The following is a 10,028-nucleotide window of genomic DNA, read 5'->3' on the forward strand; positions in this document are numbered from 1 at the left end:
AGGCGCAGACCGGCGACGACTGGCGCGAGGTGGACGGCTGGACCGAGCTGGTCAGGGCGCTGGCGCCGTTCGAGCGGCCGCTGTTCACGCTCGGGCGCGAGCCTTCGCAGCACCTCGATGAAATCCCGCCCGGGCAGTTCTGGACACTGCGCGCCCTGCTGGCCTACCCCGGCAATGCGCGCTGCGAGGTGATCGGCGCCCGCGGGCCGTTTTCCCTCGACGGTGAACGGGCACTGTTCGAGCGTCGGCACATCGATGTGCTGGTGAGCAAAAACAGTGGCAGCGTCGCCACCGAGCCGAAGCTGGAGGTGGCGCGCGAGCGGGGTGTGCCGGTGCTGGTGCTGAAGCGGCCCGCCTTGCCGGTGGTGGACCGGGAATTTGTCGAGGTGAACGCGCTGCTGGCGGCGCTGGGATTCAAGGCTCCACAGGGAAAGCTTTGATAAAAGGTCATGCTGCACTGCAAAGCGTTGGCAGCACCTCGCCCGGGTGCCCGGCTCGACCCGGCGTTCCAGGCTCACTTCGCTTAGTCTGACGTTCGTCTCAGAAATTTTCCGGCAGGCCCTGCACTTCTTCCTACGATCGAGGTTGCGATAGGCACAAAACGGCAGCGTTTCGATGCACGTCGCCAATGGCCGTGCCCCCTGATCTGCCGTAAGCTTCGCGCTCTCTTACCGCAAGGTCGCTCATATGGAAATGCAGTGGTGGATCTGGCTCGTCTTCGGCGTCGCCCTGATCCTGCTCGAACTGATCCTGCCTACCTTCTTCATTCTGTGGTTCGGCATCGGCGCCGTGCTGGTCGCGCCGATCGCCCTGCTCTTCCCTTCTCTGCAACTGGACGCTCAGGGGCTGCTGTGGCTGCTGTTTTCATCGGTCATCATCGCGCTCTGGTTCAAGGTCTTTCGGCGCAAGAAACCCGATGTGCGCTGGACGGCCGACAGCGTGATCGGCGAAGTCGGCCTGCTTACCCTCGCCGTGTCGGAGTTCCAGAAGGGTCGCGTGCGTTTCCAGAAGCCGATCCTCGGCAACGAGGAGTGGGTCTGTATCGCCGACACTGATATCCCTGCAGGCGAGCGCGTGCGCCTGACCGCCATCGAAGGCAACGTCGCCCGGATCATCCGGGCCTGATTACACCCTCAAAGGACGCTGTAACCATGACCAGTCTGATCGTCATCGCCACCCTGGCCCTTTTCCTGCTCGTCACCGTGTTCAAAGGTGTGCGCATCGTGCCTCAAGGCGAGGAATGGATCGTCGAGCGTCTGGGCCGCTACCACAGCACGCTCAAGCCCGGCCTGAACATTCTCATTCCGTACATGGATGTGGTGGCCTACAAGCTGCCGACCAAAGACATCATCCTCGATGTGCAACAGCAGGAAATCATCACCCGCGACAACGCGGTCATCGTCGCCAACGCGCTGTGCTTCGCCAAGGTGGTCGACCCGCAGAAAGCGTCTTATGGCGTGCAGGACTTCACCTACGCCGTGACCAGCCTGACCATGACGTCACTGCGCGCCATCGTCGGCGCCATGGATCTGGACGAGGCACTCTCCAGCCGCGAGCAGATCAAGGCGCGCCTGCGCGAAGCGATGTCCGAACAGACCGAAGACTGGGGCGTGACCGTGCGCTCGGTGGAAATCCAGGACATCAAGCCGTCACCGAACATGCAGGTCGCGATGGAGCGCCAGGCCGCGGCCGAGCGTGAGCGTAAAGCCGACGTCACCCGCGCCGAAGGTGCCAAGCAGGCCGCAGTGCTCGAAGCCGAAGCGCGCCTGCAAGCCGCCCGGTTGGACGCCGAGGCGCAGATCAGCCTGGCCGAGGCATCGGCGCGCTCCATTACCCTGGTACGTGAGGCGGTCGGCAGTGAAACCACCCCCGCCCTGTACCTGCTGGGTGAACGCTACATCGGCGCGATGGAAACCCTGGCCTCCAGCAACAATGCCAAGATCGTGGTGCTGCCCGCAGACCTGCAGGAAACCGTGCGCGGCCTGATGGGCCGCAAAGCCTGACAGCCCGCAGGCGCGGTATGCGGCACATCACCGCACCCCGCGATATTTCCCTATACTGCGCCGTACAATACGCCCCTGATTCCTGACCGGATCTCTCCATGCCCCCACGTCGCCACATCGCGTTGATCGCCTGCCTGGCAGTGCTGTTCAACCTGCTGGCCATGCCGCTCTCCAGCGCTGCACCCAAGGGTGCGGCCGAGCAGCTGCTGTGGGGTGCATTCTGTTCCAGCGGTGGCAAGGCGCTGGTCGACGTGCAGCAGCTGGCCAAGATCGATCTTGGCCCGCAGGGCGACGACCACGCCGCCATGCAGCACTGCTGGTGCTGCTCAGGCGCCGCGCCGGTTTTAGCCTTGGGCGGGCAGTCGCCTCAGCTGCGCAGCCCTGCGCAACGGGTGATCGGCCTTGCTGACGAACACCCCGTCTACCTGGCCACGCCGCGTCAGCAATGGCCTGGCATCAATCCCCGTGCTTCCCCGATCGCCTGAGTTTCCAGCGCTGCCTGCCTGAACCTCAATCGATCGGAGAAACTCCATGCTCAAGCACGCCCTCGTCGTGGCCGCCCTGCTGCTGCCCGCTGCCTTCGCCACTGCCCATGAATACACCGCAGGCGACCTGCACATCGCCCACCCATGGTCACTGGCCCTGCCACCGAATGCGCCGAACGTCGCGGCGTACTTCATCGTGCACAACAACGGCGCAGTGGATGATCGGCTGCTGTCGGTCGACACGCCGATCAGCGCCAACGCCCAGCTGCATGAGCATGTGCAAACCGCCGCCGGCGCGATGCAGATGCAGCAGGTCGACAGCGTGCCGGTGCCCGCTGGCAAGGACCTGGTGTTCGCCCCCAGCGCCTACCACGTGATGATCCTGCAACCCACGGACCGCAGCCTGCTCACCGACGGCAAGCGCTTTCCGCTGACCCTGCACTTCCAGCGCGCCGGTGACGTCACCGTGCAAGTGGCCGTGCAGCAGCAGGCGCCCGCCGAGCAACAAGGCCATAGTCACGCCCACTGATCGCTGAACCGCGCTCGCCATGAGCCTTTCGCGCCACAGGCCCCATCGCTCCACTCGCCCTGCTCGCAGGCGCGTCGGTGGCGGATGGCTGAGCCTGTTCGCCATGTGGATGATCTTCATCGGCCCGCTGGTTTCCCAGTCGATGCCGATGAACCATCACGCCGGTATGTCCATGCCCATGCCGATGGTCATGGCCGGCACGCAGGACACGCCCATGGACGGCGCGTCTGACCCGGCAGCGCATCACGCCCACGCCGGCCACGGCGCCGGGCACGACGGCCAGTTGCATGTGCTGTGGGAGAAATGCGGCTATTGCAGCCTGCTGTTCAACTGCCCGGCCCTGCCGCAAACCCTCAGCCCACTGGCCCTCGGCCATTTGCCGCCACCCTTGCACCTGGCGCCTACCGTGCGCGCAGGCCACGGTCGCGCGGCCTTCTTCCCCGGTGCACGCAGCCGCGCACCGCCTTTTCCCTCGATCGTCTGAGCGTTTACATCGCCCGAAGCCTGCGTGCTTCGCGCCCACCTATGACTGATCGACTGGAATCATTATGTCCGGCTGCACCCCTGTATCCGCCCTCTCCTTGCGCGGCAGCATCGCCCTGCTCTGCGGTTCGCTGATCACGCCCATGGCCCTGGCCGCTGACCTCGACCACAGCCAGCACCTGACCGCCGCCACTGAACTGAGCCCCACGGTGATCACCGCCGTGGCGCCCAGCTCGCCACTGACCATCACCACCAACCCCAAGGACCCGCGCCAGCCCGTACCGGCCAGCGACGGCGCCGACTACCTCAAGACCATCCCCGGCTTTTCCGCCATCCGCGCTGGCGGCACCAATGGCGATCCGGTGCTGCGTGGCATGTTCGGCTCACGCTTGAACATCCTCACCAATGGCGGCGTGATGCTCGGCGCCTGCCCGAACCGGATGGACGCACCGACGTCCTACATCGCCCCGGAAACCTATGACCGCCTGACCGTGATCAAAGGCCCGCAAAGCGTGATCTGGGGCCCGGGCGGTTCAGCCGGGACCGTCCTCTTCGACCGCGAGCCCGAGCACTTCAGTGAGCTGGGCGGCCGCGTCAATGCCAGCCTGCTGGCCGGCTCCAATGGCCGTTTCGACAAGGTGCTCGATGCTGCGGGCGGCAATGCCGAGGGCTACGCCCGTTTCGTCGGCAACCAGTCGCGCTCCGACGATTACGACGATGGCCACGGCGACACGGTGCCGTCGCGCTGGGACAAGTGGAACGGCGACGTTGCCCTCGGCTGGACGCCCGATGCCGACACGCTGGTCGAACTGACCGCCGGCAAGGGCGACGGCGAATCGCGCTATGCCGGCCGTGGCATGGACGGCTCGCAGTTCAAGCGCGAAAGCCTTGGCCTGCGGGTCGAGAAGTCCAACCTCGGCGAGGTCCTGGACAAGCTCGAAGCCCAGGTCTACTACAACTACGCCGACCACGTGATGGACAACTACAGCCTGCGCCGCCCCTCCGGCAGCGGCATGATGGGCATGCCGATGGTCAGCAACGTCGATCGCCGCACCCTCGGCGCACGCATCAAGGCCACCTGGCGCTGGGCCGATGTACAACTGATCAGCGGCCTGGACGCGCAGACCAACGAGCATCGCAAGCGCGGCGGCATGGGCGTCGATGCGCACAAGGCCCAGCCTTGGACCAAGGACGCGGACTTCCACAACTACGGCGCCTTCAGCGAGCTCACCTGGTACGCCACCGACGAGGACCGGCTGATCACCGGCGCCCGCCTGGACCGCGCCGCGGCCAAGGATTTCCGCCAGGGCATCGCCACCTCGGGCAATACCCGCGCCGACACCTTGCCCAGTGGCTTCGTACGCTACGAGCACGACCTCAGCGCGCTGAACGCCACCACCTACATCGGCCTGGGCCACGCCCAGCGCTTCCCTGACTACTGGGAGCTGTTCTCGCCCAAGGCAGGCCCGGCAGGCTCGGTGAATGCTTTCGATGCGATCAAACCGGAGAAAACCACGCAACTGGATTTCGGTATCCAGTACCAAGGCGAACGCCTGGAGGCCTGGGCCTCCGGCTATGTCGGCCAGGTGCGCGACTACATTCTGTTCGACTACACCCCCGGCATGATGGGCCCCACCAGCCAGGCGCGAAACATCGACGCACGGGTGACGGGCGGCGAGCTGGGTGCAGCCTATGCGCTGACCGATCGCTGGAAAGCCGACGCCACCCTGGCCTATGCCTGGGGCAAGAACAGCAGCGACGGCCGCGCACTGCCGCAAATGCCACCCCTGGAAAGCCGCCTGGGCCTGACCTACAGCCGCGATCGCTGGAGCGTCGGCAGCCTCTGGCGCCTGGCATCTGCGCAGAACCGTGTGGCCATCAACCAGGGCAACGTGGTGGGCAAGGACTACGACAAGAGCAGCGGATTCGGCGTGTTCTCGCTGAACGGGGCCTACAAGGTCAATGCCAACCTCAAGCTCAGCGCTGGCGTGGACAACCTGTTCGACAAAGCCTATTCCGAGCACCTGAACCTGGCGGGCAATGCAGGTTTCGGCTACCCGGCGCAGGACCCGCAGGCGATCAACGAACCGGGGCGGACGCTGTGGACCAAAGTGGATCTGAGCTTTTGAGCCGGCGGTTGGTCACGCGGCGTCCAGTACGCGAGGGTTCATCGCAATACGGCCCTCAACGGCATGCCCCGACGCGACATGGCTGGACCGACTTTGCCTAATAACAACGAAGGGCGCGGCCAACGCTGCGCTCCTCATCTGACCTGATGCAGTTTGCGTGGCATGAGGCGCAGTGATCGAGGCCCGACGATTCGGCCCGCACCGCGCCTCATGCCGCGCCTGGGAGATTCTCTTGCGTGCACCTCGTACTTCTTTCTATTCGCTGGCCTGGCGCTGGCATTTCTACGCCGGGCTGTTCGTTGCACCGTTCATGATCCTGCTGGCGCTGACCGGGATCATCTACCTGTTCAAGCCGCAGCTCGACCCGTTGCTGTATCGCGACCTGATGGTGGTCGAAGCCGGCCATCACCGGCACGACGCCGACCATCTGTTGGCGACCGTGCAACGGGCTTATCCACAGGGCCACGTCGGCCAGTACCTGCCGCCGCCGACCGCCACCCGCAGCGCGCAGTTCGTGGTGCACGACGGCGGGCGCGAGCTGAACGTGTTCGTCGACCCGTACCGCGCCACGGTGCTCGGCGAGCAGGACGGCAAGCGCAACCTGCAGGCCATCGCGCGTGCACTGCACAGCGAGCTGATGATCGGCACCCTGGGTGACCGGCTGATCGAAATGGCCGCCGGTTGGGGCATCGTCCTGGTGGTGTCGGGCCTGTACCTGTGGTGGCCGCGCGGGCGACGCGGCGGGGTGTTCTGGCTGCGCAAAGGCGCCAACGGTCGCGTGCTGTGGCGCGATCTGCACGCCGTCAGCGGTTTCTGGGGCGCCAGCCTGCTGCTGGTGATGCTGCTCAGCGGCATGACCTGGACCGGGCTGTGGGGCAAGCAATACGCCGAGCTGTGGAACCGCTTCCCGGTGGCCATGTGGACCGACGTGCCCAAATCCACCCAGCAAACGGGCGAACTGAACAAGCCGCATCGCCAGACCGTGCCCTGGGCGGTGGAAAACACCCCGCTGCCACAGTCTGGTGCCCATGCCGAGCACATGGGCCATGCGATGCATTCCAGCGGCCCGGCGGCGCCGCAGGTGAGCTTGCAGCAGGTCGAGGACATCGCCACGGCCAAGGGTATCGAGCCGGGTTACAGCATTACGATGCCGACCACTGCCGAAGGCGTCTTCACCGTTTCGGTCTTCGCAGACGACCCACGCCGCGACGCCACCTTGCACATCGACCAGTACGACGGCCGGGTGCTGGCCCAGGTCGGTTGGCAGGACTACAACACGGCCGCCCGCGCCACCGAACTGGGCGTGAAGCTGCACGAAGGCATGATGTTCGGCACCCTGAACCAGATCATCGTGCTGCTGGTGTGCCTGATGATTCTGCTCGGCTCGGTGAGCGGGCTGGTCATGTGGTGGAAGCGTCGACCCACGGGTGGCCTGGGCGTACCGCCGCTGCGCCATGACCTGCCGCGCTGGAAGGTGGCAGTGGGGGTGATGGTGGTGTTGGGCGTGGTGTTTCCGTTGGTGGGGGTGTCGATGGTGGTGCTGTGGGTTGTGGATAACCTGGCGGTGCGCCGACAGGGCTTGACCGGTTGTGACAAGTCATAGCCGCGCTGGGTACAGGCGGTGAGTTTCGGGCCAGAACCCTGTTGGAGCGGCTGGTCCGGCGCTCCGGTCAGCCGCGATGGCCGGCAACGCCGGCCTGACCCAGACAACACGCAATAGCAGGCAGACAGTGATCGCAGTCTTGGGTCGGCTCCGCCGCCCATCGCGGCTAAAGCCGCTCCCACAGAGCCCGCATTTTTCTGAAGAAATACGCGTGCCGACCACTATAGAACCCTGTTGGAGCGGCCGGTCCGGCGCTCCGGTCAGCCGCGATGGCCGGCGCAGCCGGCCTAGTCCAGACACCACTGGCTGATCAGGAAAAGTGACTGCAACCATCACCTGCACCGCCTCGCTCGTGTCGATCTGTCGCGCTACGCCCAGGTTGACCCGTGGTAGCCTACGCGGCTACGTCTCTTCAGAAGACGGCCTCCCAATGGAATGCAGACCATGACCCGGACCACTGAAAATCCGCCTGACGATCAACACCTGCAACGCAACCTGACCAACCGCCACATTCAGCTCATCGCCATTGGCGGCGCCATCGGCACCGGCCTGTTCATGGGCTCGGGCAAGACCATCAGCCTCGCCGGCCCGTCGATCATCTTCGTCTACATGATCATCGGCTTCATGCTGTTCTTCGTCATGCGGGCGATGGGCGAGCTGCTGCTGTCGAACCTCAACTACAAGTCGTTCATCGACTTTTCCGCTGACCTGCTCGGCCCCTGGGCCGGCTACTTCACCGGCTGGACCTACTGGTTCTGCTGGGTGATCACCGGCATCGCCGACGTCATCGCCATCGCCGCCTACTCGCAGTTCTGGTTCCCCGACCTGCCGCAGTGGATACCGGCCCTGACCTGCGTGGCCGTGCTGCTGTCGCTGAACCTGGTGACGGTGAAAATGTTCGGCGAGACCGAGTTCTGGTTCGCCATGATCAAGATCGTCGCCATCCTCGGTCTGGTCGCCACGGGCCTGTACATGGTCGTCACCGGCTTCGAGTCGCCGAGCGGGCGTACCGCACAGCTGGCCAACCTGTGGAACGACGCCGGCATGTTCCCCCAGGGCCTCATGGGCTTCTTCGCCGGTTTCCAGATCGCCGTGTTCGCCTTCGTCGGCATCGAGCTGGTGGGCACCACCGCTGCCGAAGCAAAAAACCCCGAGCGCACCCTGCCGCGGGCGATCAACTCGATCCCGATCCGGATCATCGTGTTCTACGTGCTGGCCTTGATCGCCATCATGGCCGTGACGCCATGGCGTGACGTGGTGCCGGGCAAGAGCCCGTTCGTCGAGCTGTTCGTGCTGGCCGGCCTGCCGGCGGCGGCGAGCATCATCAACTTCGTGGTGCTGACCTCGGCGGCCTCGTCGGCCAACAGCGGTGTGTTCTCCACCAGCCGCATGCTCTACGGCCTGGCTCAGGAAGGTGATGCGCCCAAAGCGTTCGAGAAGCTCTCGCGCCGCGCCGTACCGGCCAACGGCCTGCTGTTCTCGTGCATCTGCCTGATGCTGGGCGCGGTGATGATCTACCTGGTGCCGGATGTGGTCGAGGCGTTCACGCTGGTGACCACCGTGTCGGCCGTGTTGTTCATGTTCGTCTGGACGCTGATCCTGCTGTCGTACCTGACCTACCGCAAACAGCGCGCCGCGCTGCACGCGGCGTCGAAGTACAAGATGCCGGGCGGCCGGGTGATGTGCTACGTGTGCCTGGCGTTCTTTGCGTTCATTCTGGTGCTGTTGAGCCTGGAGGCGGACACCCGCTCGGCGCTGGTGGTGACACCGATCTGGTTCCTGGTGCTGGCGGTGACGTATCGGTTCGTGCGCAGCAAGCGGCCGGTTCGGCGCTGATCGATAGCCGATGAAGGGTGCTCTTTGAGCGTGACGAGCGCCCTTCTTCACTTCGGCTATCCGACCTTGACGCCCTGCAACACGGCTTCAATCAAAGCCAAAGGTTTCTCTCGCGACACTCAGTGCATTGCCAGGAAGGGCGCTCTTCAAACCTGAGAGCGCCCTTATTTACTTCTGCTAATCGGCCTCGAAGCCCTGCAACACGGCTTCGGTCAAGGCCAGACCTTTCTCAAGCGAGTTCTCCGTAGCCACCAACAGGCTGCGCATCGGTTCGGCCGCTCTTTCCAGCGCCATGGCATTGGTTTCGTACGCCGCCTTCAATGCGGCGATCGCACACACCAGCGCATCCTCGCTATCGACACCCTCGCGCACCGCGAGTATTGGGGCGTGGGCGTGATTGCAGGTGCCGAAGTGGGAAATGGCGGTCACTGGACGGGTTTTGCGGGGTGTGATGTTGACTGGCGATTCCGCGTTCATGGCTGCACCTCTCGGGGAAAGGTGACGATGTCAGCAAATACGAACGGTGGATCTGGAACGATCTTCTTGAGCATGGTGTGTTTCCTTACAGCCTTCTGAAGTGTATCTCCGTGCCCACACGCCAATATGGGTGGACGGAGCCGTGTGGGTTGGCGTGCCGGTCAGAAGGTCCGGTGAGCCCGAAGGCTCCCGCACACGGCTCCGCCCATAACGGGTGCAACCATGCAGGACACGACGATCGCAAGTGCGATGTGTCCAGTTCTGACAACGGGACGCCAATCCCGAACCGCAGAGGCTACTGCGGTGCGGCACGGTACTCAAGTCTCCGAAGCGTGTCAAAACGTTCGCCACGCCTGTTAGCCACCTCCTGTAGGAGCGGCTTCAGCCGCGATGGCCGGCGCAGCCGGCCCTATTCAGGCGTCGCGCAACGACAGGTACACGGAGGTTGCAGCTTTGGGGCGGCTGTGCCGCCCATCGCGGCTG

The 10,028-nt window shown here is 64.7% G+C and carries 10 protein-coding genes; 9 read left to right on the forward strand and 1 reads right to left on the reverse strand.

Going from position 1 to position 10,028, the window contains the following annotated elements; genetic code table 11:
- The 9 genes from RT028_RS17780 to cycA all read left to right on the forward strand — a co-directional run.
- The coding region (locus tag RT028_RS17780; protein ID WP_312936423.1) for a precorrin-6A/cobalt-precorrin-6A reductase at positions 1–440 on the forward strand (440 nt) is incomplete at its 5' end.
- 247 nt (positions 441–687) lie between these two features.
- Entirely contained in the window at positions 688–1,125 is a 438-nt protein-coding gene (locus tag RT028_RS17785) for an NfeD family protein (RefSeq protein WP_312936424.1), read from the forward strand.
- Between the two features lie 26 nt (positions 1,126–1,151).
- Entirely contained in the window at positions 1,152–2,003 is an 852-nt protein-coding gene (locus tag RT028_RS17790) for an SPFH domain-containing protein (RefSeq protein ID WP_312936426.1), read from the forward strand.
- 98 nt (positions 2,004–2,101) lie between these two features.
- Positions 2,102–2,488 (forward strand): DUF2946 domain-containing protein, encoded by a 387-nt coding sequence (locus RT028_RS17795; RefSeq protein WP_312936427.1) that lies wholly within the window; start codon positions 2,102–2,104, stop codon positions 2,486–2,488.
- A gap of 46 nt (positions 2,489–2,534) precedes the next feature.
- The gene (locus RT028_RS17800) at positions 2,535–3,017 is read left to right on the forward strand and encodes a copper chaperone PCu(A)C (RefSeq protein ID WP_312936428.1); all 483 of its coding nucleotides are present in this window, start codon (positions 2,535–2,537) and stop codon (positions 3,015–3,017) included.
- A 19-nt stretch (positions 3,018–3,036) separates the two neighbouring features.
- On the forward strand, positions 3,037–3,501 hold the full coding sequence (locus RT028_RS17805; protein ID WP_312936430.1) for a DUF2946 domain-containing protein: 465 nt from the start codon (positions 3,037–3,039) through the stop codon (positions 3,499–3,501).
- Between the two features lie 64 nt (positions 3,502–3,565).
- Entirely contained in the window at positions 3,566–5,629 is a 2,064-nt protein-coding gene (locus tag RT028_RS17810; RefSeq protein WP_312936432.1) for a TonB-dependent copper receptor, read from the forward strand.
- 232 nt (positions 5,630–5,861) lie between these two features.
- Positions 5,862–7,232: a PepSY domain-containing protein gene (locus RT028_RS17815; protein ID WP_312936434.1), complete on the forward strand. Its 1,371-nt coding sequence runs from the start codon at positions 5,862–5,864 to the stop codon at positions 7,230–7,232.
- Positions 7,233–7,676: 444 nt separating this feature from the next.
- A complete protein-coding gene (gene cycA, locus RT028_RS17820) occupies positions 7,677–9,068 on the forward strand; it encodes a D-serine/D-alanine/glycine transporter (protein WP_312936436.1) in 1,392 nt (463 codons plus the stop codon).
- A gap of 177 nt (positions 9,069–9,245) precedes the next feature.
- Here cycA and RT028_RS17825 read toward each other — a convergent pair whose 3' ends face one another.
- Positions 9,246–9,545, reverse strand: coding sequence for a hypothetical protein (locus RT028_RS17825; protein ID WP_312936438.1), 300 nt, complete (start codon positions 9,543–9,545; stop codon positions 9,246–9,248).
- Between the last annotated feature and the right edge of the window lie 483 nt (positions 9,546–10,028).

It is taken from the genome of Pseudomonas sp. (assembly GCF_032058845.1).
In the GTDB taxonomy this organism is placed as follows: domain Bacteria; phylum Pseudomonadota; class Gammaproteobacteria; order Pseudomonadales; family Pseudomonadaceae; genus Aquipseudomonas.